21 protein-coding genes are annotated in these 23,137 nt (G+C 35.1%); 9 read left to right on the top strand and 12 right to left on the bottom strand.

What is annotated here, in order from left to right:
- The first annotated feature begins 163 nt into the window (after positions 1-163).
- From msrB to hemN, 7 genes are all read left to right on the top strand, one after another.
- On the top strand, positions 164-610 hold the full coding sequence (msrB, locus tag OGZ34_RS12890; protein ID WP_173966705.1) for a peptide-methionine (R)-S-oxide reductase MsrB: 447 nt from the start codon (positions 164-166) through the stop codon (positions 608-610).
- 352 nt (positions 611-962) lie between these two features.
- Positions 963-1,961, top strand: a complete 999-nt coding sequence (lpxD, locus tag OGZ34_RS12885) for a UDP-3-O-(3-hydroxymyristoyl)glucosamine N-acyltransferase (RefSeq protein ID WP_173966706.1) — start codon at positions 963-965, stop codon at positions 1,959-1,961.
- A gap of 211 nt (positions 1,962-2,172) precedes the next feature.
- On the top strand, positions 2,173-3,801 hold the full coding sequence (locus tag OGZ34_RS12880; RefSeq protein WP_173966707.1) for an acyl-CoA carboxylase subunit beta: 1,629 nt from the start codon (positions 2,173-2,175) through the stop codon (positions 3,799-3,801).
- Between the two features lie 123 nt (positions 3,802-3,924).
- A complete protein-coding gene (locus OGZ34_RS12875) occupies positions 3,925-4,347 on the top strand; it encodes a DoxX family protein (RefSeq protein ID WP_263360446.1) in 423 nt (140 codons plus the stop codon).
- Between the two features lie 120 nt (positions 4,348-4,467).
- Positions 4,468-4,815 (top strand): hypothetical protein, encoded by a 348-nt coding sequence (locus OGZ34_RS12870; RefSeq protein ID WP_263360445.1) that lies wholly within the window; start codon positions 4,468-4,470, stop codon positions 4,813-4,815.
- Positions 4,816-4,928: 113 nt separating this feature from the next.
- On the top strand, positions 4,929-5,399 hold the full coding sequence (locus tag OGZ34_RS12865) for a hypothetical protein (RefSeq protein ID WP_173966710.1): 471 nt from the start codon (positions 4,929-4,931) through the stop codon (positions 5,397-5,399).
- Between the two features lie 118 nt (positions 5,400-5,517).
- Positions 5,518-6,882, top strand: coding sequence for an oxygen-independent coproporphyrinogen III oxidase (hemN, locus tag OGZ34_RS12860; protein ID WP_263360444.1), 1,365 nt, complete (start codon positions 5,518-5,520; stop codon positions 6,880-6,882).
- A gap of 465 nt (positions 6,883-7,347) precedes the next feature.
- On the opposite strand, the gene OGZ34_RS12855 is transcribed toward hemN, so the two are convergent.
- The 8 genes from OGZ34_RS12855 to OGZ34_RS12820 all read right to left on the bottom strand — a co-directional run bounded on the left by OGZ34_RS12855 (position 7,348) and on the right by OGZ34_RS12820 (position 16,077).
- Positions 7,348-8,049, bottom strand: a complete 702-nt coding sequence (locus tag OGZ34_RS12855; RefSeq protein ID WP_263360443.1) for a sulfite exporter TauE/SafE family protein — start codon at positions 8,047-8,049, stop codon at positions 7,348-7,350.
- 110 nt (positions 8,050-8,159) lie between these two features.
- Complete coding sequence (locus OGZ34_RS12850) at positions 8,160-8,609, bottom strand: FixH family protein (RefSeq protein ID WP_263360442.1); 450 nt, start codon at positions 8,607-8,609, stop codon at positions 8,160-8,162.
- Positions 8,610-8,621: 12 nt separating this feature from the next.
- On the bottom strand, positions 8,622-10,040 hold the full coding sequence (ccoG, locus tag OGZ34_RS12845) for a cytochrome c oxidase accessory protein CcoG (protein WP_263360441.1): 1,419 nt from the start codon (positions 10,038-10,040) through the stop codon (positions 8,622-8,624).
- A 7-nt stretch (positions 10,041-10,047) separates the two neighbouring features.
- Positions 10,048-10,989 (bottom strand): cbb3-type cytochrome c oxidase N-terminal domain-containing protein, encoded by a 942-nt coding sequence (locus OGZ34_RS12840; protein WP_173966715.1) that lies wholly within the window; start codon positions 10,987-10,989, stop codon positions 10,048-10,050.
- 2 nt (positions 10,990-10,991) lie between these two features.
- Entirely contained in the window at positions 10,992-11,186 is a 195-nt protein-coding gene (locus OGZ34_RS12835; protein ID WP_026110175.1) for a CcoQ/FixQ family Cbb3-type cytochrome c oxidase assembly chaperone, read from the bottom strand.
- Between the two features lie 7 nt (positions 11,187-11,193).
- Positions 11,194-13,380, bottom strand: coding sequence for a cytochrome-c oxidase, cbb3-type subunit I (gene ccoN, locus OGZ34_RS12830; protein ID WP_263360440.1), 2,187 nt, complete (start codon positions 13,378-13,380; stop codon positions 11,194-11,196).
- Positions 13,381-13,382: 2 nt separating this feature from the next.
- Positions 13,383-13,574, bottom strand: coding sequence for a cbb3-type cytochrome oxidase assembly protein CcoS (ccoS, locus tag OGZ34_RS12825; protein ID WP_263360439.1), 192 nt, complete (start codon positions 13,572-13,574; stop codon positions 13,383-13,385).
- Between the two features lie 115 nt (positions 13,575-13,689).
- Complete coding sequence (locus OGZ34_RS12820; RefSeq protein WP_263360438.1) at positions 13,690-16,077, bottom strand: heavy metal translocating P-type ATPase; 2,388 nt, start codon at positions 16,075-16,077, stop codon at positions 13,690-13,692.
- Between the two features lie 203 nt (positions 16,078-16,280).
- Between OGZ34_RS12820 and OGZ34_RS12815 the strand changes: the two genes are divergently transcribed.
- Positions 16,281-16,961: a Crp/Fnr family transcriptional regulator gene (locus OGZ34_RS12815; RefSeq protein WP_263360437.1), complete on the top strand. Its 681-nt coding sequence runs from the start codon at positions 16,281-16,283 to the stop codon at positions 16,959-16,961.
- On the opposite strand, the gene mazG is transcribed toward OGZ34_RS12815, so the two are convergent.
- The 3 genes from mazG to def form a co-directional block, all read right to left on the bottom strand.
- Complete coding sequence (gene mazG, locus OGZ34_RS12810) at positions 16,962-17,732, bottom strand: nucleoside triphosphate pyrophosphohydrolase (protein WP_173966720.1); 771 nt, start codon at positions 17,730-17,732, stop codon at positions 16,962-16,964.
- A gap of 206 nt (positions 17,733-17,938) precedes the next feature.
- Positions 17,939-18,424 (bottom strand): DUF5606 family protein, encoded by a 486-nt coding sequence (locus OGZ34_RS12805; RefSeq protein ID WP_070906719.1) that lies wholly within the window; start codon positions 18,422-18,424, stop codon positions 17,939-17,941.
- 71 nt (positions 18,425-18,495) lie between these two features.
- Positions 18,496-19,086 (bottom strand): peptide deformylase, encoded by a 591-nt coding sequence (gene def, locus OGZ34_RS12800; RefSeq protein WP_173966721.1) that lies wholly within the window; start codon positions 19,084-19,086, stop codon positions 18,496-18,498.
- Positions 19,087-19,287: 201 nt separating this feature from the next.
- On the opposite strand from def, the gene OGZ34_RS12795 reads away from it, so the two are divergent.
- Positions 19,288-21,510 (top strand): FUSC family protein, encoded by a 2,223-nt coding sequence (locus OGZ34_RS12795; RefSeq protein ID WP_263360436.1) that lies wholly within the window; start codon positions 19,288-19,290, stop codon positions 21,508-21,510.
- A gap of 37 nt (positions 21,511-21,547) precedes the next feature.
- On the opposite strand, the gene OGZ34_RS12790 is transcribed toward OGZ34_RS12795, so the two are convergent.
- Positions 21,548-23,047, bottom strand: a complete 1,500-nt coding sequence (locus tag OGZ34_RS12790) for a malate:quinone oxidoreductase (protein ID WP_263360435.1) — start codon at positions 23,045-23,047, stop codon at positions 21,548-21,550.
- Positions 23,048-23,137 lie beyond the last annotated feature (90 nt).

The following is a 23,137-nucleotide window of genomic DNA, read 5'->3' as shown; positions in this document are numbered from 1 at the left end:
ACTGAGACTGAAGACTGAGACTGAAGACTGAAGACTGAAGACTGAAGACTGAAGACTGAAGACTGAAGACTGAAGACTGAAGACTGAAGACTGAAGACTGAGACTGAAGACTGAGACTGAGACTGAGACTGAAGACTGAGATTGTAAACTTAAAAAAAAAGTTATGATAAAATGGGCAGATGTAATTCGTTTTACAAATAAAGGAAATCCGGTTCCAGAAAAAAGGGTAGAAAAAACAGAACAAGAATGGAAACAGATTCTAACTCCGGAAGAATTTCAGGTAACCCGATTAAAAGGCACCGAAAGATCTTTCAGTTCTGAGCTTTGCAGTTTATTCGACCCCGGAATCTATGAATGTAAATGCTGTGCAACCTTGCTTTTCGATGCTTCTGAGAAATTTGAATCAGGAACGGGCTGGCCATCATTTACACAACCCTTAAAAGAAAATGCGATCGGATACCATGCCGATAAATCGTACGGAATGATTAGAGTTGAAGTTGTTTGCAATACCTGTGATGCACATTTAGGACACGTTTTTCCTGACGGCCCCGAACCAAGCGGTCTACGATATTGCATTAATGCCATTTCTCTTTCCAAAATAAAAGATTAAAAAAATAAAATCGATTCCTTTCATGAAAAGCGAATCGATTTTTTTTTATACCAAGAATCTTTGACATAGCTTTTAATTATTTTGTAAGTTACTACCTATCAATAATTTAATACCAGATTTCAATCCTAATTCACATCAAATCAAAACCAAATTTGTGCCAAAAAACCAATGATAACAACTTAAATACAAACTAAAAAACATTACCAAATCGATAGTTAAAATGTTAATTTTGTAATATTTACACTATTATTTTAAACATATTTCAATAAACTCAAAAATAACATTAGGTAATTAGAATCTAATTGATTTTATTTGGAAAAAATTAACCCCTATAATCTATTATATTCATTAAATGAAATCCTATTCAATTCAAGAAATTAACGAGGTAATCAATGGCGTAATTTACGGCACTACTTCACAAAGCATTACAGCCACAGAACAATTAGAAAAAGCTACAACTTCAGAAATTTCGTTTATAGGAAACAAAAAATATGAAAAATACTGGTCAACTTCAAATGCATCGATTGCAGTTGTTAACGAAGATATTTCAATAGAGCCAGGGGAAAATCGTGCATTTATCAAAGTAAAAAATGCCGATTTAGCCATGTCACAAATTTTAGCCCTTTTTGCCCCGCCTACCCCAATATTCCATACCACTATTCACAGAACAGCTACTGTCGACGAAACAGCTATCATTGGTGAAGGTGCCAAAATTGGTGCCGGTTGCTACATTGGTCCAAAAGTAACAATTGGTTCTCATGCAACTATTTATCCAAACGTAACCATTCTCGATGAATCAACTATTGGAAAAAACACCATTATCTGGTCAGGAACAGTTATACGCGAACGTTGTCATATCGGTAACGATTGTATCATTCATCCTAATGCAACGATTGGCGCAGACGGTTTCGGATTTCGTCCTTGTAGCGAAAAAGGCTTGGTGAAAATTCCGCAAATCGGAAACGTAATTATCGGAAACGGAGTTGAGATTGGTGCAAACACTTGTGTAGACCGTGGAAAATTCAGCTCGACTATCTTGGGAGATGGCTGTAAAATTGACAACTTAGTACAAATCGGACATAATAGTAAATTAGGTAAATTTTGTATCATGGCTGGAAACAGTGGCCTTGCCGGTTCTGTAACATTAGGAAACGGCGTTATCATTGGAGGAAGCGCTTCTATAAAAGACCACACCACTATTGGCGATGGTGCTGTAGTTGGAGCGGGTTCAGGAGTTATCTGCGATGTTGCTGCCGGAAAAACCATGTTAGGCTACCCGGCTGTAGAAGCGCGTGATGCTTTAAAACAGTGGGCCATTCTAAAACGAATGGTTGGCGATTCTAAAAAATAATCAAAACAATATATACATGAAAAACCAGAAGGCAGCTTCTGGTTTTTTTATACACTGTCAATAAATACAGTCTTTACCTCTTCTAAAAGGGCTTTTAAATTTTGAATATCACAACCTTTATTTTATTTCATATCCGTATGACATTTATTATGTCGGTTTCAATTGATTTTGTAAATTAGCCAACACTATTTTGTTAAAACATTAAAATATTATGGATTTAAACTTCAATAAAAACGAAGATCACAATAAATTACTACTTTCTGAATTAAAACACAAATTTGCCAAAGTAAAACTAGGCGGAGGCGAAAAACGTATCGAAAAGCTACATGCCGAAGGCAAAATGACAGCACGCGAACGCATCGACTACCTGCTGGACGAAAATTCTAAAAGCATTGAGATTGGAGGTTTCGTTGGAGAAGGAATGTATGCTGAACATGGTGGCTGTCCGTCTGGAGGAGTTGTCATTAAAATAGGATACATCAGAGGAAAACAATGCATTGTGGTAGCCAATGATGCTACCGTAAAAGCCGGTGCCTGGTTTCCTATTACCGGGAAGAAAAATCTGCGTGCGCAGGAAATTGCCATGGAAAATAGATTACCAATCATATATTTAGTAGACAGCGCAGGTGTTTATCTACCTCTTCAGGATGAAATTTTCCCGGATAAAGAACACTTCGGTAGAATCTTCAGAAACAACGCACAAATGAGCAGTATGGGAATCACTCAAATAGCTGCTGTAATGGGAAGTTGTGTTGCCGGCGGTGCCTACTTACCTATTATGAGCGACGAAGCTCTAATTGTGGACAAAACCGGAAGTATTTTCCTTGCAGGAAGCTATTTGGTTAAGGCTGCCATTGGAGAGACCATCGACAATGAAACTTTAGGTGGTGCTACAACGCACTGCGAAATCTCAGGTGTTACCGATTACAAAGCCAAAGATGACAAAGATGCCCTTGAAAAGATAAAAAACATAGTAGACAAAATTGGTGATTTTGACAAAGCTGGTTACAGTCGAATCAAAGCCGAAAAACCTGCTCTGGAACCTAAAGATATCTACGGAATCTTGCCAAAAGCGAGAAACGAGCAATATGATATGATGGAGATCATCAATCGTTTGGTTGATAATTCAGAATTTGAAGCTTATAAAGAAGGTTACGGTCAATCTCTAATCACGGGATATGCCAGAATTGACGGTTGGGCCGTTGGAATTATAGCCAATCAAAGAAAAGTGGTGAAAACTAAAAAAGGAGAAATGCAGTTTGGAGGCGTAATTTATTCTGACAGTGCTGATAAAGCGACCCGTTTTATTGCCAATTGCAATCAGAAGAAAATACCTTTAGTTTTTCTACAGGATGTTACAGGTTTTATGGTCGGATCAAAGTCAGAACATGGCGGAATCATAAAAGATGGTGCTAAAATGGTCAATGCAGTAAGCAATTCGGTTGTTCCTAAATTTACCGTAATAGTTGGAAACTCTTATGGAGCCGGAAACTATGCAATGTGTGGAAAAGCCTATGATCCAAGATTAATTTTTGCCTGGCCAAGTGCGGAACTTGCCGTTATGGGCGGAACGCAAGCTGCGAAAGTACTTGCACAAATCGAAGCTTCTTCTCTTAAAGCAAAAGGAGAAATCGTAGACGAAGAGAAAGAAACCGAATTATTTAATAAAATAAAAGCACGTTACGACGAACAAACTTCCCCATATTATGCGGCTTCAAGATTGTGGACAGATGCCATCATCGACCCTTTAGACACCCGTACCTGGATTTCTATGGGAATTGAAGCCGCCAACCACGCTCCGATTCAAAAAGCTTTTAATTTGGGAGTGATTCAGGTTTAATTTTTTAAACATTCTTATAAATACGTTAAATTAAAAGTAAAAAACTTATTTTCAGCTACTTAAAATTAAATATACCATTAAAAATCAGTAACTTTAGTGGGTAATTTTTAATCACGTAGTATCATGGAAAATGTAAAAAGTTTAAATAAATGGGCGAATTCGCACACTTATTTACCTGTAGATTTAGTACGTATTGTATTGGGGATTTTTTTATTTATGAAAGGAGTTTCATTTGTAACGAATGTTCAATATCTGCATGATTTAATTTCTCCCATTGATAAGTTTGGTGGCGGAATGTTTTTATTACATTATATAGCACCAGCTCATATGATTGGTGGTATCATGATTGTTTTTGGGTTACTCACCCGTTGGGCAATAGCTGCTCAGTTACCCATACTTTTTGGGGCCATTCTGATTAATTTTATGGGACACATGCATTCCGAAAGCTTAATTCTTGCTATTGTAGTTTTGCTGATTTGCGTATTCTTTTTATTCTACGGAAGCGGAAAACACTCAGCTGATTATTATTTCAAAATGCAACAATAACTTTGTTTTATCCTCAACTACACCTATTAAATGTTGAGGATAAAATAATTAGTCCTTTTTTAAGGTTAATTAATGCTGCAAAATTTCTTTAATTGTCTTTTAAGGGTTAAATTCGCGACCATGAATTGGATTCGTAAGACCATTATTTTTGTATCACTTTTGATCATTGCTTTTTTTGCCTCACAGGCAAACGAATCTGTAGTGGGAAAAACTGAAAACAAAAAGGCAGATACTACTTTTTCTATCGACTATACCGACTCTTTGGCTTTTATACAGCCACAAACAGGCTATAATCTGGTAGGAAACATCAAAACGAATCATCCCGGTTTAATTAAGTGGTTTGACTCTTTATTGGTTGCTATTCCACAACATCATGCTGTAAATACAGCTTCAAACTTTGCCAGTCAATTCAACATCCAGAGCAAAAAGATCCTTTTAATGCTCTACCCTTTCCATTTTTTCTGGTAGATTATTTTATGAAATTCTAGCGGAGAAGGCATTTCTTTTCCGAATCAATAAACCGTTTTCATCCTGAAAACTATTTACTATTTCATAATAATTTATCAAATTTTACAACAAAAATGGAAACAAGTGTAACCATAATTGGTATTGTGATCGCCATCATAGTAGCCATTCCTATTTATTTTTCAGCAAGATCAAGTGCCGCAAGCAAAACGAAAATCTTAAACATAAAAAAGAAATTCAATCCAACTCATCCCGAAGATTTTGATCTAACAGAATCTCAAAGCAATAAAACATTGACTATAGATCAAAAGAACAGAAAATTTATCCTAATGAACTTTAATCCAAATCAGGAGGAATCTACTTATGTCGATTTAAAAAGTGTCTCTTCTTGTAAACTAGCGTTGACAACTGATGGAAACTCAGACACCATACTAAAAATTGATTTTGAATTTCTCGATAGAGAAACATCTAAAAAAAACATAATTCCTTTCTATGATTTCGATGATGACCGCATCAAACAAATAAGTGCTTATCAAGATCATATGTTTGCGAAAAAATGGCTTAAAATCATTCAGGATTCTATTTAATGTTAGTTATTTAATTCAGTAAAAGGAGGCTCATTTTGAGCCTCCTTTTTTTACATGATATTTGTCATTTTATTTCAAATGCCAGTATTCTAATTTTGAGTATCCAAAATCCTCTTTTATGAAAATTTCGCTGACACAGAAATACAACGTTCCCGGCCCACGATATACCAGTTATCCAACAGTTCCTTATTGGAATGAAAACAACTTTAATGAGCAAAAATGGATTAAATCATTCCAGAGAGCTTTTGCAGAAAGTAATTCACAAAACGGAATCAGTTTATACATTCACTTACCTTTCTGTGAGAGTCTGTGTACTTTTTGTGGCTGTAACAAACGCATTACAAAAAATCACGCTGTCGAAGAAACTTATATCAAAGCGCTCTTAAAAGAATGGAGTCTTTACTGTAATTTACTTCCCGAAGAACCAATCATAAAAGAGATTCACTTAGGAGGCGGAACCCCAACCTTTTTTTCAAAAAATAACTTAGAACAACTCATCAACGGTATTTTTAGCATCGCCAAAAAAGCCGAAAATCACGAATTTAGTTTTGAAGGTCATCCTAACAATACAACTTACGAACAACTTAAAAAATTATACGATTTAGGTTTCCGAAGAGTTAGTTTCGGTGTTCAGGATTATGCAGAGAAAGTTCAAAAAGCAATTCATAGAATTCAACCTTTTCATAATGTTGCTAAAGTTACCCTTTGGGCAAAGGAAATAGGCTATACTTCTATTGGTCACGATATCATATTTGGTCTTCCTTTTCAGACTGTAGAAAATATTATTGACACGGTTGAAAAAACAAACTCGTTAAAACCGGATCGTCTGGCTTTTTACAGTTATGCGCATGTACCCTGGATAAAAGGAAATGGACAGCGTGGGTTTAATGAGGAAAATATCCCAAAAGATGCCGAAAAAAGAAAACTATATGAAGTTGGTAAACAATTGCTTGCTCAAAATGGTTATCATGAAATTGGAATGGATCATTTTGCTTTCGCTTCTGATAGTTTGTACAAAGCGGTACAAAATAAAGAACTTCACCGAAATTTTATGGGGTACAGTGCCTCAAAAACACAGCTTATGATAGGTCTGGGTGTTTCGTCTATTAGCGACAGTTGGTACAGCTTTGCTCAAAACACCAAAATTTTGGAAGATTATTATCAACTATTGGAATGCAATAAATTACCTGTTATAAAAGGTCATGTTCTTGATGATGAAGACTTAATAATCCGAAAACACATTTTAAACTTAACCTGTGAATTTGAAACTTCATGGGGTGATGAATATTTATATTTTAAAGAAATCCCAACTGTTTTATCTGATTTAAAAGAAATAGAAAATGATCAATTAATTGTTATTGAAGAAAACAAAATTAGTATTACCGAAGCAGGCAGGCCTTTTGTTCGTAATATTTGTATGGCTTTTGATTTGCACTTAAAAAGAAAATCTCCCGAAACAAACCTCTTCTCTATGACGGTTTAGATTGCTCTGAAAGAGCGTTGACAATAGAAACATGCTGAATACTACAAATGATCGGGATAATTGTTTACGTCCTCGAAAGGGTAAAAACTAAAGTGTAACAAAAAACATCTTTCCCGCTTTCTATGAAATCCTCTAAGAAATCGTATGATTTTTATTAGAATCAACATGATTTGTGGAGGCTCTTGCCGCCCTTTCAGGGCAATTCTGTATCTTTATCTAACTCATAGTGCGTTGCACTATGCTTATTCTTTTGGGCTTTCAGCCCTTTTATATCTGTTTCAAACATTTAAACCCGGAGAAGAAAATTCTAATTAAGATCAACTCCTCTAAAATGGTATTTCATTTGACATTAATAACTCTTAAGATTAAGGAGCAAACCTTTATAATCACATTTTTTTATCAGTTTACAACTTTTTCTGCTACTCTGCTTTTTCTGCTACACAGAGGTTTTCGCATGATCCCTTTTTAATGACAATTAGGAGTCGACTGGACAAACAAACTCATATTAGATGGAGAAATATAAGGAATTCCTAAACCTAAGCCTCTAAGGATAAATAAAACTCCAATTATCACAGCAACATAAGGTATTGCTTTCTGTATTTTATTTCTAAAGGGAAGTTTGATCAAGGAATTTACATACACTACAACTGTCATAAGCGGTACAGTCCCCAATCCAAACAGCAACATGTACAGAACTCCTAAACTGGCGCTTTGCATTGCTATAGCGCCAAATAAGGCTACATAAACCATTCCACAAGGCAAAAAGCCATTTAACAGTCCTATAGTAAAAAGTGATTTATAGCTTCGATCTTTAAATTGATTTCCTAAGCTTGATTTTACCTTGGAGATAACTTTATAGATCGGTTTAGAAAAGTTGTATTTTGAGAAGACTTTCTCAGGGACTAAAACAACGACTATCATTGCTAAGCCAATAAAAATTGACATTTTTTGCTGAAGTCCGGCTAAAAAGAATCCTCTTCCTAATAGTCCAAAAATCAGCCCTATGATCATGTAAGCGGTCAATCGCCCTAAATGATAGGTAATAATCTGAGTTACCTTTTTGGCTTCATTCTGACGATCCACAGGCAACATCATCGCAATTGGACCACACATTCCGATACAGTGTAAACTACTTATTAATCCAAATATGAAAGCGGAGTACAACATCTTTTTCGTTTTTTTGCTATAGATTACATCTCTAATAATGATTAAAAAATCTATACGAACAATCGCTTGTCAATTGAAAGAATCTCCCTTTAACAAGTCATTTTGCAATATTAATTTACATAGATTACCTCTTTTGACAAGTATTTTTTTCCATCGTACTGCCATTCCATGTTAACATCCCAACGACCTTTTATCAGTTTGTTTTTTGGAATCAACAATACTGAATTGGTTAAGACAATCTGGGTATTAAAATCAAATTTTTTATTTGACGGGCGGTACAATAATATATTTCCTTTGACTTTATCATTTTCAAAAGTGGTAGGAAAAACAATTTCAACTCCATCTTCGTGATAGGCAATTAAAGGTTTTTGCTGCAAATCCTGAGCATTCTGAACACGTGCCATTTCATCCTGAAAATGTGAATCATGCTTGTAATATTCTTCTACAACCAAATCATTATCGTACTTACTGTTGGACTGCACTTCAAAAACAAAATATAAAATAAAAGTCATAAACAATGCAAATGCAATGACAATCCCGGTTCCCCAATTTATTTTCATAATCGTATTTTTTTAATTAAAACTTCGTGGTCCTAAAAAGTTGGTAGTGGTGGTTTCTAGTAATTCTTTACCATTATAAACCCCAATCTTCACTTTTGTTTTATCGCTTTCTAAAAGTACTTCGTCTATTTCTATAAATAATGTTCCTTGCGAAATGCCTTCTTTAACCACTTTGAAATGTGTTTTTCCAACATTTTTAATTTCACCTTTTTGGTCGATTAGCTCAAAATGAATATCACTATAATCTTTCATCGTTTTATTGACGATTTTATAAGTGTACACATTACTGATTTTATCTCCTTTATGTTGAAACAGCTGTCCCGGCAAACGTAGAATGACAGCCTCCAAATCCGTTCTTAAAAACAACATCCCAACAAACACACTTAGCAAGATGAATAAAACGGCCGTATAACCTTTCATTCTTGTTGTGAATTTAAAAGGTGCTTTTTTCTCGATTTCATCTTCAGATGCGTAACGAATCAATCCTTTAGGTAAACCAACGTTTTCCATAATAGAGTCACATTCATCAATACAAGCTGTACAATTTGTACATTCCAACTGTGTCCCGTTTCTAATGTCAATTCCCATCGGGCAAACGTGTACACATTGATGACAATCGATACAATCTCCTTTTCCGGTTAAAGCTCTGTCTTCTTTTTTATTAAATTTAGCACGTCCTGCTTCCTTTTCTCCACGTACAAAATCATACGCCACATTGATAGATTTATTATCCAGAAGCACACCTTGTAAACGCCCATAGGGACAGGCAATAATACAAACCTGCTCTCGAAACCAAACAAATACAAAATAGAAGACTCCTGTAAAAATAAGCAACGCAATAAAATTACTGGCCTGTTGAATTGGCCCTTGTTCTACCATTAAGAAAAGCTCATCACTACCTACAAGATAAGCTAAAAACACATTAGCAATTCCAAAAGAAATCAGAAAAAAGATGGTCCATTTGATTCCTCGTTTTCGAATTTTCTCAGCGTTCCATTCCTGTCTTGACAATCGCATTTGTGCACCGCGATCTCCATCAATCCAGTATTCTATTCGCCTGAAAACCATCTCAAGAAAGATTGTCTGCGGACAAATCCATCCACAAAAAATTCTTCCAAAAACAACGGTAAACAAAATAATAAACACAATACCTACCAGCATTGATATTACAAAGAGATAAAAATCCTGAGGCCAAAATGGAAATCCAAAAATATTAAAGCGTCGCTCTATAACATTGAACATCATGAACTGGTTTCCATTTATTTTTATAAACGGATTCGCAATTAAAATCGCCAGCAAAACATAACTGACTATTTTCCGGTATTCATAAAACTTACCAAACGGTTTTTTAGGAAAAATAAATTTTCTTTTACCACCTTCATCAATAGTTCCAATGGTATCTCTAAAAGCTTCGTCTGGTAAATTTGACATGGTGGTATTATTTTTTAACTTCTGTACTATCTTTTGTTTTATCTGCTGTGTCGCCCTTTTTAGGAGCGCTTTGATCTACCCAAACTTCTCCCTCCGGTTCTTTCGGATCTTTTGGGTTACTACCTTGTAAAGACAGGATGTAACTTGCAACTTTTTGAATTTCTTTAGGTTTCATACCGTTGGTTTTCCAGGAGACCATTCCCTTTCCGTCACGTCCTCCGTTAGTAATAGTATGAAAAACTTCTTTAATACCACCACCTAAAATCCAGTGATCATCCGTTAAGTTTGGTCCAATTTGTCCACCACCGTCTGCTCTGTGACAAGCTGCACAATTGGTCATGAAAATTTCTTTACCGGCAGCTAAACTTGCATCATCTGTTAACAGCACCACTGTCTTTTCATCCATCAGATCAGGCGCTGTTTTAAGGTATTCTTCTACATCTATTTTAGCCTGCGCCATTTCTTTTTTCAGCTCAGTTTCCTGATCGTCGCCACCAAAAATATCGTAACGTGCAACATAGATTACACCAAATATGATACAGATGTAGAACAGATATACCCACCAAGGTGGTAAATTATTGTCTAACTCTTTAATACCATCATAATCATGATCCATCAACAAATCTCCTTCTTTTTCAATTGGTTCTGTTTGAGTAAGTTTATGCATCAACTCTTTGTACCAGGTACTTTCAGTCAAGCTTAAACTCTTTTCATGTTCCACTTTTGCTTTTTCTTCAGGCGACATTAATTGATACATTACTCTATTAACAGCGCTCAACGTTATTTCGATTGCAATCAGGATAAACAGAAAAACAAATAGAAAAACGGAAACCATCGGATACTTTATAAAAGCTGGTCTGTCGCCCGAATCTATAAAGTATTCCATCAAAGCAAAGACAATGAAGAAAATCAATGGCACTCTTACATATACTGGGAAAAATCTTTTCATTTTTATTTATCTTTTGAAATTATAATAAGCCCTTCATCCAAAGGTATCGCACTCATCTCCTCAATTTTTTCTTTCTTATAGGAGAACACCCAAAAACCGAGACCTACAAAGAAGAAAAAGAATATCAGTAGAGAAAGTATCGGGTAAATCTCTATACCCGAAATGTTCTCCATATTGTGTTTTATTTGCTCAAACATAATGCTGTTATTTAGAAGGTTGCTTTACTTTGATATCAGTTCCAAGTCTTTGTATGTAAGCAATTAAAGCGACAATTTCTCTTTCATTCATCGGAATGAATTTTTCACCTTTGGTAATTGCTTTTTTCTTACTGTCCTCATAACTTTTTACATAATCAGGATCGTTCTCCAGACTTTTTTCAATTCTCATTGCCTGCACTCTTAATGTCTTAGGAGCATTTGCAATCTCTTCTTCGGTATAAGGAACACCAAGTGAAACCATTGCCTGCATTTTTTTCTGAGTCAGGGAAATATCCATCGCTTCATTATCAAACAACCATTTATAACCTGGCATGATTGAACCTGCTGAGGTACTTTGTGGATTCCACATATGGTTAAAATGCCAGTTGTCATTATATTTCCCACCTACTCTTAACAAATCGGGACCCGTACGTTTTGATCCCCATAAAAATGGATGATCGTATACAAACTCTCCTGCTTTTGATTGTGGTCCGTAACGCTCTACTTCACTTCTAAAAGGGCGAACGGATTGTGAATGACATCCCACACAACCTTCTCTTATATATAAATCACGTCCTTCAAGTTCTAAAGGTGTATAAGGTTTCACACTTGAGATCGTTGGAATATTAGATTTGACCATAATAGTTGGTACAATCTGAATAACACCTCCGATTAAAATAGCGATTGTAGCCAAAATGGTTAACTGAATTGGTTTTCTCTCCAACCAGGTATGGAATTTCTCTCCATTAAGTCTTCCACTGCTAATTCTTTGTAAAGCCGGAGCCTGTGCCAATTCGTCTTCAATAGTCTGACCTGCTTTTACGGTCATAATAATATTGTAAACCAATGTTAGCATTCCTATTAAATATAAACTACCTCCAATGGCTCTCATCCAATACATTGGCATAATAGCAGTAACCGTTTCAAGGAAATTACCATAAACTAAAGTTCCATCCGGATTAAATTGTTTCCACATTGAAGCTTGTTGAAAACCTGCCACATATAAGGGAATTGTATATATAATGATTCCTAAAGTTCCTATCCAAAAGTGAAAGTTGGCCAATTTTTTAGAAAACAAATCCGATTTGGTCATTCTGGGAATCAACCAATAAATAATACCAAATGACATGAAACCATTCCAGGCTAAAGCCCCAACGTGCACGTGTGCAACGATCCAGTCTGTATAATGCGCAATAGCATTTACATTTTTAAGTGAAAGCATTGGTCCTTCAAATGTTGCCATTCCATAACCCGTAATTGCTACTACAAAGAATTTCAAAACCGGTTCTTCACGAACTTTATCCCATGCTCCTCTTAATGTTAGAAGTCCGTTGATCATACCACCCCAAGACGGTGCAATAAGCATTACAGAAAATGCAACTCCTAAATTCTGAGCCCAATTTGGTAAGGCGGAATACAATAAATGGTGCGGACCAGCCCAGATATAAATAAAGATCAGGGACCAGAAGTGAATAATTGATAATCTATAAGAATATACCGGACGATTGGCTACTTTTGGAACAAAGTAGTACATTAATCCCAAAAATGGTGTAGTAAGAAAAAATGCAACCGCATTATGACCGTACCACCATTGAACCAAAGCATCCTGAACTCCAGCGTAAACAGAGTAACTTTTGAAAGCTGAAACCGGAATCTCGATATTATTAAAAATATGCAGAACCGCAACTGTGACAAAGGTTGCCAGATAAAACCAAATTGCTACATACAAATGACGCTCTCTGCGGCGTAACATCGTACCAATCATATTTATCCCCATTACCACCCAAATAAGTGCAATCGCAATATCAATTGGCCATTCCAACTCAGCATATTCTTTTGAAGAAGTATACCCTAAAGGTAATGTAATAGCTGCCGCAACAATAATAAGCTGCCAGCCCCAAAAATGTAAATTACTCAAAAAATCACTAAACATTCTTGCTTTTAACAAACGCTGCAACGAATAATACATCCCTGCAAAAAAGGCATTTCCCACGAAGGCAAAAATAACCGCATTGGTGTGCAAAGGCCGTAATCGGCCATAACTAAGCCAGGAGATCCCGTCTGTTATGTTGGGAAAAAGGTACATTACCGCTAAGGTAAGCCCTACTAACATCCCCACCACTCCGAATAGGATAGTGGCGTAAATGAATTTTTTAACAATTTTGTTGTCGTAATAAAACTGTTCCATTTCCATAATTATACTTGTTTTTCTTTGATTGGTAAATTTTTCTTCTTGGGGGTAATTTTGGTCTCATCATCAAAAAGCATTCTGACTGAGGGCGTATAATCGTCATCGTATTGTCCCGATTTGACAGCTACGATAAAAGCAATAAAGAATCCAATTGCTACGAAAATACTTACTGAAATTAATAGATAAATAACACTCATACCTTAAGTTTATATTAACAAAATTACTCGGTTATTGGCATGTAAAATATGATAATTATCATAGACAGAGTCTTATGTTAAATTTATAAAAAAATAACTTTTGAATTATTTATAATTATTTTAAATTACTCTTACTTAAATAGTTAGACATCAATGTTACAAAACTCACAATTGTAATCGTGCTCAAAGGCATGATAATAGCAGCGACCAAAGGCAACAAGTTTCCTGTAATTGCGAAAAAAAGTCCTACAACATTGTACAGCAGTGATAAAACAAAACTCATTTTAATAATCATAATCGATTTGTGCGATAATTTTAAAAAATAATTAAGTCTAGAAAACTCGCTTGCATCTAATATGGCATCGCAGGCAGGCGAGAAAACGTTAACATTCTCAGAAATAGAAATCCCTACGTTACTTTGTGCCAAAGCACCTGCATCGTTTAAACCATCTCCAACCATCATCACATTACATCCTTCATCCTGCAACTTTTTAATAAACTCCAGCTTCTGCTCCGGCTTTTGATTAAAAATCAATTCCGTATTTTTAGGCAAAATGGCTTCAAGAGTAGCGCGCTCTCCATCGTTATCTCCCGAGAGTACTTTTATTTGATATTCCTGACTCAATGTCGAAAAAAGTTCTTCCAAACCATCCCGATATTGATTCTGAAATGTAAATTTTCCATAATAGACTTCATTGATTCTGATATGAAGACCCGTTTTTTCAATTTCTGAAGATTCCGCAACTGGGCTATCAACAAAGGCCGCTGATCCAATTTTAATAGTTGTGTTTTCTGCAGAAGCCTGAATTCCTTTACCGGTAATTTCTTGAAAATCATCAATTTTAACTCTAGTCTCTTCAGGCAGAAAGTCATATAACATTCGGCTCAAAGGGTGATTTGAAGCACGAAGGACATTTTTGATAAGTCTATAATCCTCTTTGAAAAGAGAGTTTCCTTCGTATACAATATTCGATTTCTTATTTGTTGTGATAGTTCCGGTTTTATCAAAAACAATAGTATCAACTTTGGCCAATTGCTCAATTACCAAAGCATTCTTTAAATACATTTTTTGCTTGCCCATGATCCGCAATATGTTACCAAACGTAAACGGCGCAGTAAGCGCTAATGCGCACGGACAGGCCACAATTAAGACAGCAGTAAAAACATTAAAAGCGGTATTTGCATCAATAGAAACCCAATAACCAAACCCCGCAAAAGCAATTAATAATAGTAAGGGTGTAAAATAACGACTTATAGTATCTGTTATGGTTTTATGCTTTTGAAGCACTTTTTTCTGGAAGATCTCATTACTCCACAATTGTGTCAGATAACTTTGCGATACCGAATGCAGCACTTCCATTTCGATTACTTTACCAATATGTTTTCCTCCGGCAAAAACTTTATCTCCAGACATTTTAGTTATCGGAACTGCTTCTCCTGTTACAAAACTATAGTCGATCTCTGCTTTTTCACTAATTAGAATCCCGTCAACAGGAATAAGTTCCTGATTTCGAATTAGCAGTCTGTTTCCTTTTAAAACATCGTAAACAGGAACACTTTCTTCCGATGCATCTGAATTGATTCTTGTAACCGCTATAGGGAAATAGGATTTAAAATCCCTTTCGAAACTTAAAAAACTATAGGTTTTAATCTGAAACATCTTTCCCAATAACATGAAGAAAACCAAACCTGTTAAGCTATCAAAGAAACCGGATCCATAATTCATCACAATATCAAAAGTACTGCGAACAAACATTACGATAATTCCTAATGCAATTGGAATATCAATATTCAACATTCCCGATCTAATGCTTTTGTAAGCGGAAACATAATAACCACTAGCCGAATACAAGAAACTGGGCAATGCCAGAATAAAAATCAGGATTCTGAAAAAGGGTTTATAGTTATCCAGCCAAAATTCCTTTATTTCGAAGTACTCAGGAAATGAAAGCAACATGATGTTTCCGAAGCAAAAAAAAGCAACACCTAATTTATAGGTAAGACTTCTGTCAACACTATTTTTCCCCGATTCGTAATTTTCTAAGCTTATATAAGGTTCATAACCTATAGAGCTAAGCATATAAACTATGGTTTTTAAAGAAACGATATCTGAATTAAAAGTAATTCGGACTCTTTTTTCAGGGAAGTTCACCTGAGAAAGACTTATTCCAGGTTGAATTCGACTTAAATTTTCGAGAATCCAGATACATGAACTACAATGAATGTATGGAATGTTTAAGGAAGCAATTGCTGTATTTCCTTCCTGAAATTCCAATACTTTTGAAAGAATAGCTTCATTATCTAAAAAGTCGTACTTCCCTTTTATATCTTGTGGAGTAGCACCCGGGGATTTTTCAAAATCGTAGTAGCAGGTTAAATCATGAAGACTAAAAATTTCATAGACCGTTTTACAACCGGCACAACAAAACTTTTTTTCATCAAAATTGATTTCTTCATTTTTAGGAATGGTAAGCCCACAATGAAAACAACCTTGTTCACTCATAATTTGTTTTTTTTTGATATAACAAATATTCAAAATAAGAGGTGACTTTTAATATGACATTTATCATATTAGAAGGAAATCGGTTTCTAATTTAATGAAATAAATCTGTCAAATAACGATGTCATATTTTTTATGTGTTTTTTCTGTCCGAAGACTAGCTACGAAAGCGAATATTGGTTAATTTTGCAGTAAATATTTTTGCTATGAATAAATGTGACCAATGTATCGTAAGACAGCTTTCTTCTCTAAAAGCGCTTAATAAAGATGAAGTTGTGAAGTTGGCCAATAGCAAGACAACCTACACAATTAAAAAAGGTGAAGCTCTTTTTGAAGAAGGCGAAGTTACCAATGGCGTTTTTTGTGTAAAAGACGGAGTTGGAAAGCTCTCTAAATTAAGTGCCAACGGAAAAGATCAAATAGTAAAACTGGTAAAATCAGGGGAGCTTTTGGGTCAGCGTTCTATGATTAGCAATGAACCTGCTAACTTATCAGCCAAAGCAGTTGCTGATATGGAGGTTTGCTTTATTCCGAAAGCTGAAATTCTTCACTTTTTCAATAACAACAATCAGTTTTCTATGAATTTGATGCAGTCGGTTTGTGAAGATTTAAAAGAATCTGAAAACGATAAAATTGCATTGGTTCAAAAAACGGTAAAACAACGTTTAGCGGAAACTTTACTACAATTACACGATGATTTTGGTGAAAACGAAGACAGAACCCTTAAAGTTCAACTCACAAGGGAGGAACTTGCCGGAATTATTGGTACTGCTACAGAAAGTTGCATCCGATTACTATCTGATTTTAATAAACTTAAATTAATTGAATTAGTAGGCAAAAAGATCAAACTTCAGGACATCAAAGCTTTAAAAAGACTGGCGGAGTAACTACAGTTTTTTAGCTTCATTCCAAAAAATGTCCATTTCAGCCAGAGTCATGTCCATTAAAGGTTTACCCATTTCACCTGCTTTACTTTCAAGATACTGAAAGCGTTTGATAAATTTTTTATTGGTGCGCTCTAAAGCGTCTTCAGGATTTACATTTAAAAATCGGGCATAATTGATCATAGAGAATAAAACATCACCAAATTCAGCCTCTATTTTGTCCTGATCTCCGGCTTTTACTTCTATTTGCAATTCTTCCAGTTCTTCCTGCACTTTATCCCAAACCTGATGTGGTTCTTCCCAATCAAAACCTACTCCTTTTACTTTGTCCTGAATTCGACTTGCTTTAACCAATGCCGGTAAACTTCTTGGAACTCCTTCCAAAACAGATTTTTTACCTTCTTTTAGCTTTAGCTTTTCCCAATTTTGCTTTACTTCTTCTTCGTCTTTAACTTTGGTATCACTGTAGATATGAGGATGACGGTGAATGAGTTTATCGCAAATCTCATTACACACATCTGCCATGTCAAAATCATTGGTTTCTGAACCTATTTTCGCGTAAAAAACAATATGCAGCAACAAATCTCCCAATTCTTTCTTCACTTCATTTAAATCATTGTCTAAAATAGCATCACCTAACTCATACGTTTCTTCAATAGTGAGATGTCTGAGTGTTTGCAAGGTTTGCTTTTTATCCCACGGACATTGCTCACGAAGTTCATCCATAATAATTAGTAATCTTTCGAAGGCTTTTAGTTGAAGTTCTTTGCTCATTTTTGAAATTTTATCCGGGTTGTGACGATTGTTTGTAAAAGTAAAAAATCCTGTCAAGAAAACATCTTAACAGGATTAATATATTTTTAAGTATTTAGGTTCTGAGGTCCTAAGATTCTGCGGTTCTAAGATCCTGAGCCTAACCATTTTTTAACAATCTAAAATGAACTTAGTCACTTAGAAACTTAAAAGAATGGTGTAAACTACTATTCTTCTTTTTTTGCTTTTGCTTTTTTAGGAGCAGCTGCTTTTTTTGGTTTTTCTTCAGCAACCGGAGCTTCTTCAACAGCTTCAACAGCAGCAGGAGCTAAATCTGTCACCAAACCTTTCGCCTGAAGGGTATTGTACCAGTTTAATACTTTTTTAATATCAGAAGGGTAAACTCTCTCTTCGTCGTATTCAGGTAAAATTTCTTTAAAATAAGCCGATAATGTAGCATTATCTTCTTTATGAGAAATGGCTTGACCTTTATTTTCTTTAGTAGCAATACGCTGCATTACTTCTGTTAATGGTTTTTCGCCTTCGTAAGTATAAATTGAAATCTCTGATAATAAACTTACATTACTTTTTAAGTTTACTGTGATTTTTTTTCCATCTGCTAATGATTCTGCCACAAAACCTGTACGAGTTTGTACTTTCAATACATATAAACCTGGTTTCCCAGAAATGGCTAAAATTTTCTCTAAATTCATGTTTATTAAAATTAGTATTAAGAATTTGATTTATTATATTTCTTTGATTCTAAACTCATACTTTAGAATACCTATCTTCCTTTTTTTGCAGCAAAAAATTTCATTCTGTATTCCTGAAATGTTTTGCCTTCTGTAATGTTTTTTAATTTTTTCTGGATCAGACGTTTCTTAAGGGACGAAATTTTATCTGTAAACAGAACTCCTTCAATATGGTCGTATTCATGCTGAATAACTCTTGCAATTAAACCATCAAAAACTTCAGTTTTCATTACAAAATCTTCCTCACAATATTCAATTGTCACGGTTGGTTTTCTGTAAACATCTTCGCGAACGTCCGGAATACTCAAACAACCTTCGTTAAAGCTCCACTCTTCTCCTTCTTCTTTCAAAATTTTAGCATTGATAAAAGTTTTTTTGAAACCTTTCAAATCTTCCTGCTCATTTAACGGCAAATCCTCATCATCACTAAAAGGAGTCGTATCAATAACAAACAAACGAATAGGCACACCTACCTGAGGCGCGGCAAGTCCAACTCCTAAAGCGTTGTACATGGTTTCATACATGTTTGCTATTGTTTCTTTTAAGTTTGGATAATCCGGCGTAATTACCTCACCCACTTTTCTTAAAACAGGATCACCATATCCTACAATTGGTAAAATCATTTGTAATATTTTAATGTATTATCTACTGAAAAACACTGAATTTAATTCCCTTAATTCAGCTGGCAAAAATAGTAAAAAATAGTCAATGAATAATTCGAAACCTATATTATATATCATTTTTTGCAATCTCGCCAAAAACTCATCCATAATTATGCCAAATTAATTCGTACAATTCTTACCTTTGTTTGTAAACCTCAATATATGTTTGATCGTATCTCGAAATTTACCAACAGTACTTCTTTTTTAAATGCCTCAAAAGTAACTATTGCTTCAGTCGTTCCTGTCTTAATTTTAAACTTTCTTGGACACTTCGAAATAGGTTTCACCATTGCATTAGGAGCCTTTTATACTTACCCAAGTGATATTCCGAGTTCTTTAAGCCATAAAATAAAAGGTCTAATTGTTGCTTCATTTATTGTTTCGGGAGTTAACTTATTAGTAAATCTTGCCTATCCTTATCCCTTTTTGTTTTATCCTTTTTTAGGCTTTTTACTGTTTCTATGTTCGATGATTTCTGTATATGGTCAGCGTGCTACATTAGTTTCCTTCTCTGCTTTACTATCAATTTCCTTATCATTTGGTCATTTACATGAAGGCTGGGAAGCTTTCGAGTATTCCGGTTTTATTTTTATTGGGGGAATCCTGTACCTGATTGTGTCACTTATATTTCATTTTGTTCAACCTTATAAATATGTTGAACTTCAAATCGCCGAAGGCATAAAACTAACTGCCAAATATTTAAAACTTAGAGGTGATTTATGGAGCCCTGAAGCCAACAGAAAAGCTATCATCGAAAAACAATTAAGCGTTCAGGTAGAACTAAACCTGATTCATGAGGATTTAAGAAAGATGCTTATTGGCAATCAAAACACTTCCGGAGCTACAAGTCAAAATCGAAAAATGCTGCTTGTTTTTATCACTTTGGTTGAAATTCAGGAACTGGCATTGTACACTTCATTTGATCACAACAAACTACATGAAAAATTTGCCGCACACCCAGATGTTCTGCGAACTTATCAGAATGTAGCTTACAAATTAGCTTCTACTTTAAAAAAACTATCTAAAAATGTACACAATATTAGCGTATACGTTGATAAGAACGACTTGAAAAATGAACTGGACGCTCTTGAATTTGCCATTTTTGATTACGAAAAAACCTTAGGCAAAGAAGAAGCGGCTGAGGGTGTTTTAATGTTGACGAATATGTTGAAGTATGCTAAAAACCAGGTTGGAAAAATTAAAATCATCCAGCGTGCTTTTTCACTTGCCATGCAGTCCTATAAATTAAAAGACAAGGATAAGGAGCTCGAAAAATTTCTTACTCCTCAATACTACCCGTTGCGCACTTTGATTGAGAATTTATCTTATTCATCTTCGATTTTTAGACATTCAATACGACTGACAACGACTATTTTAATTGGTTTTGTGATTGGAAAATTCCTACCGTTTCAAAACGTCTATTGGATTTTACTAACTATTGTCGTGATCATGCGCCCGGGTTACGGTTTAACGAAAGAACGATCTTACAATCGAATTTTCGGTACTATTTTAGGTGGATTGTTAGCTTTCGGAATCGTTTCTTTGGTTCAAAACCATGTTGTATTAAGCATCTTCTCTATTGTTTGTATGCTTCTTGGCATTTCGTTTACACAAATTAACTATAAGATAAGTGCCACTTTCGTTACAATGTATGTCGTTTTTATTTATGGTATTTTAACCCCGGATGTGGTTAAAGTAATTCAGTTTCGAATTCTGGATTCACTTGCAGGAGCTATTTTAGCGTTTTTAGCCAATCAGTTTTTATGGCCAGCCTGGGAGTTTATCAATACTCCAATACACATTGAAAATTCAATCCGTGCAAATCGAAATTACCTGAAAGAGATTGCCGATTTCTACAATAAAAAAGGAGAGGTTCCTACCTCATACCGATTGTCCCGAAAAAATGCTTTTGTTGAGGTAGGTAATTTGATGACTTCTTTTCAACGTATGATGCAGGAACCCAAATCGAAACAAAAAACACTCCCATTAGTCAATAAGCTCGTAGTTTTAAACCATTCGATATTATCGGCTCTTGCTTCTTTATCAACTTATATTCAGTCTCATCAAACCACTTCTGCTTCAGAATCTTTTAATTACATTATAAAAACGATTCTTTCTAACCTGGATCATGCTATCTCGGTTTTAAGAAATGAAAAGATCGTAAACGACACTTACTTTGACAAGGAAGATGTGACTTTACAATTTGAAGAGCTCAAACGTGTCAATTTTAAACGCCTGGCCGATGACGATGGCTTAGATAAAGAAACACGACAAGCTAAAATGCAGGAAGCTCAGATGGTAATCGAGCAATTGATCTGGATGAGCAATCTGGCTGAGAAGATTCTAAAAATCACAAAGGAATTTAAAGCAACAAATCCAGATTAATTCATCTGGATTTGTTTTTTTATTGTAAAATCTGAACTTAACTATTTTTTAGTTTTAAAACTTCAGATGTATGTTTTCTAAGTTCTGCTAAAAGCTCCGGTTTATCATTTAAAGTCTGACCGTAAGAAGGGATCATGTTTTTCATCTTTACTTGCCATTCCGGTGTTTTGATCTGATTGGTAAAACATCTGCTGATTAGATCAACCATGATACCAACAGCTGTCGACGCTCCTGGAGAAGCTCCAAGTAATACAGCCAGAGTTCCATCATGTGTATTGATTACTTCTGTACCAAACTCTAAAACTCCACCTTCTTTTTCATCTTTTTTAATAACCTGAACTCGTTGTCCGGCTCTTTCCAATTTCCAGTCTTTAGAACGTGCTGTTGGCAAATATTCACGCAATGCTTTCATCCTGTCTTTTGGAGACTGACGAACCTGCTCAATCAAATACTTCGTTAGAGGAATGTTATGATATCCTGCAGACAACATTGGAATTAAGTTGTTCGGCTTTATAGATAATGGCAAATCTAAGTAAGAACCATTTTTCAGAAAACGGGTTGAAAATCCTGCAAACGGACCAAAAAGCAATGCTTTTTCACCATCAATTACTCGGGTATCAATATGCGGTACAGACATTGGAGGTGCTCCAACACTTGCCTTTCCGTAAACTTTTGCCTGATGTTTGGCAATTACTTCGGGATTGGTACATTTTAACCATTGTCCGCTCACCGGAAAACCTCCGTAGCCATTTCCTTCCGGAACATTTGCTTTTTCTAACAAAGGCAACGAACCTCCACCTGCTCCGATAAATACAAATTTGGTATAGGCTTTTCTCACACTACCGGTAGCTAGATCGGTAATTTTAATACGCCATGATTTATCATCACGTTGCTTTAATTTTTTCACTTCATGATTAAAATGCAAAGAAACACCATCAAGTTTACCTAAATAACTGAACATGCTTCTGGTTAAAGCTCCAAAATTCACATCAGTACCAATTTCCATATGGGTAGCAGCCAAATTTTCATTAGCATCTCTGCCTTCCATCACAAGCGGCATCCATTTTTTTAATTGCTCAAAATCAGAACTAAATTCCATTTGAGAAAAAATTGGATTATTCTGCAATGCTTCAAATCTCTTTTTAAGATACTCCACATTTTTTTCTCCCCATACAAAACTCATGTGAGGAACACTTTTAATAAAATTATCAGGAGATGGTACTTTCTTCTCTTCTACTAAATAAGACCAGAATTGGCGTGAGATCTCAAAAGATTCTGCTATACTTATTGCTTTTTTGGGATCAATACTTCCGTCAGCCTTTTCGGGAGTGTAATTTAGTTCACAGAAGGCTGAGTGTCCTGTTCCTGCATTATTCCAGGCATCTGAGCTTTCGGCAGCAGCAACATCTAATCTTTCGTAAATTTCAATTTTTATATCAGGTTGTAATTCTTTCAAAATTACTCCAAGAGTGGCACTCATAATTCCCGCTCCAATGAGTACTACTTCACTATTAGAACGTATTGTTTCGTCAGACATAACAGTATTGTTTTTAAAGTGCAAAGGTACTTTTTATAATTGCAAAAAAAAACTAAAATTGCATCATAAAAGTTATGTTTTTCTAAAAAA

This window comes from Flavobacterium collinsii (assembly GCF_946903285.1).
Lineage (GTDB): Bacteria > Bacteroidota > Bacteroidia > Flavobacteriales > Flavobacteriaceae > Flavobacterium > Flavobacterium collinsii.
Note: the sequence above shows the minus strand (reverse complement) of the source record. Positions and strands in the feature narration are given on the sequence as shown.

Bases quoted from the DNA above. Each gene is read 5' to 3' on its own strand.
- msrB (WP_173966705.1), top strand. From the start codon at position 164: ATGATAAAATGGGCAGATGTAATTCGTTTTACAAATAAAGGAAATCCG.
- lpxD (WP_173966706.1), top strand. From the start codon at position 963: ATGAAATCCTATTCAATTCAAGAAATTAACGAGGTAATCAATGGCGTA.
- OGZ34_RS12880 (WP_173966707.1), top strand. From the start codon at position 2,173: ATGGATTTAAACTTCAATAAAAACGAAGATCACAATAAATTACTACTT.
- OGZ34_RS12875 (WP_263360446.1), top strand. From the start codon at position 3,925: ATGGAAAATGTAAAAAGTTTAAATAAATGGGCGAATTCGCACACTTAT.
- OGZ34_RS12870 (WP_263360445.1), top strand. From the start codon at position 4,468: ATGAATTGGATTCGTAAGACCATTATTTTTGTATCACTTTTGATCATT.
- OGZ34_RS12865 (WP_173966710.1), top strand. From the start codon at position 4,929: ATGGAAACAAGTGTAACCATAATTGGTATTGTGATCGCCATCATAGTA.
- hemN (WP_263360444.1), top strand. From the start codon at position 5,518: ATGAAAATTTCGCTGACACAGAAATACAACGTTCCCGGCCCACGATAT.
- OGZ34_RS12855 (WP_263360443.1), bottom strand. From the start codon at position 8,049: ATGTTGTACTCCGCTTTCATATTTGGATTAATAAGTAGTTTACACTGT.
- OGZ34_RS12850 (WP_263360442.1), bottom strand. From the start codon at position 8,609: ATGAAAATAAATTGGGGAACCGGGATTGTCATTGCATTTGCATTGTTT.
- ccoG (WP_263360441.1), bottom strand. From the start codon at position 10,040: ATGTCAAATTTACCAGACGAAGCTTTTAGAGATACCATTGGAACTATT.
- OGZ34_RS12840 (WP_173966715.1), bottom strand. From the start codon at position 10,989: ATGAAAAGATTTTTCCCAGTATATGTAAGAGTGCCATTGATTTTCTTC.
- OGZ34_RS12835 (WP_026110175.1), bottom strand. From the start codon at position 11,186: ATGTTTGAGCAAATAAAACACAATATGGAGAACATTTCGGGTATAGAG.
- ccoN (WP_263360440.1), bottom strand. From the start codon at position 13,380: ATGGAAATGGAACAGTTTTATTACGACAACAAAATTGTTAAAAAATTC.
- ccoS (WP_263360439.1), bottom strand. From the start codon at position 13,574: ATGAGTGTTATTTATCTATTAATTTCAGTAAGTATTTTCGTAGCAATT.
- OGZ34_RS12820 (WP_263360438.1), bottom strand. From the start codon at position 16,077: ATGAGTGAACAAGGTTGTTTTCATTGTGGGCTTACCATTCCTAAAAAT.
- OGZ34_RS12815 (WP_263360437.1), top strand. From the start codon at position 16,281: ATGAATAAATGTGACCAATGTATCGTAAGACAGCTTTCTTCTCTAAAA.
- mazG (WP_173966720.1), bottom strand. From the start codon at position 17,732: ATGAGCAAAGAACTTCAACTAAAAGCCTTCGAAAGATTACTAATTATT.
- OGZ34_RS12805 (WP_070906719.1), bottom strand. From the start codon at position 18,424: ATGAATTTAGAGAAAATTTTAGCCATTTCTGGGAAACCAGGTTTATAT.
- def (WP_173966721.1), bottom strand. From the start codon at position 19,086: ATGATTTTACCAATTGTAGGATATGGTGATCCTGTTTTAAGAAAAGTG.
- OGZ34_RS12795 (WP_263360436.1), top strand. From the start codon at position 19,288: ATGTTTGATCGTATCTCGAAATTTACCAACAGTACTTCTTTTTTAAAT.
- OGZ34_RS12790 (WP_263360435.1), bottom strand. From the start codon at position 23,047: ATGTCTGACGAAACAATACGTTCTAATAGTGAAGTAGTACTCATTGGA.